General features: G+C 55.0%; 1 pseudogene. It reads right to left on the bottom strand.

The features are described 5' to 3' along the window. Positions 1 to 258: pseudogene (locus O4G76_RS20975) on the bottom strand (methyl-accepting chemotaxis protein); the annotation flags it as partial.

The raw sequence follows: 258 nt of genomic DNA, 5'->3' as shown, positions 1-258 counted from the left end.
GTTGAAGTCTGCGCGCACATCTTCGTAATCAGCGGGGAAGGTGTTGTCGAATTTAACCGTCAGATCTCCGTCGGACAGGCGCGAGAAGCCATTGCGCAGTTCGCTCACAACAAAGTCCTGCTCTTTTTTGCGCTTGCCTTGTTCGACCTCCAGCGCCTTGGCGTCGCGGATCATTTGCAACGCCTCTTGCTTGAAGGTGTAGATCACACGGGCCATGCGGCTGAGTTCGTCTTTGCCATCGATGCCATCGACGTGGAT

Origin of the sequence: Limimaricola sp. G21655-S1 (assembly GCF_027213785.1) — a bacterium.
Classification (GTDB): Bacteria; Pseudomonadota; Alphaproteobacteria; order Rhodobacterales; family Rhodobacteraceae; genus Limimaricola.
The sequence above is the reverse complement of the archived record's forward strand: the minus strand, read 5'-3'. Positions and strand labels throughout refer to the sequence as shown.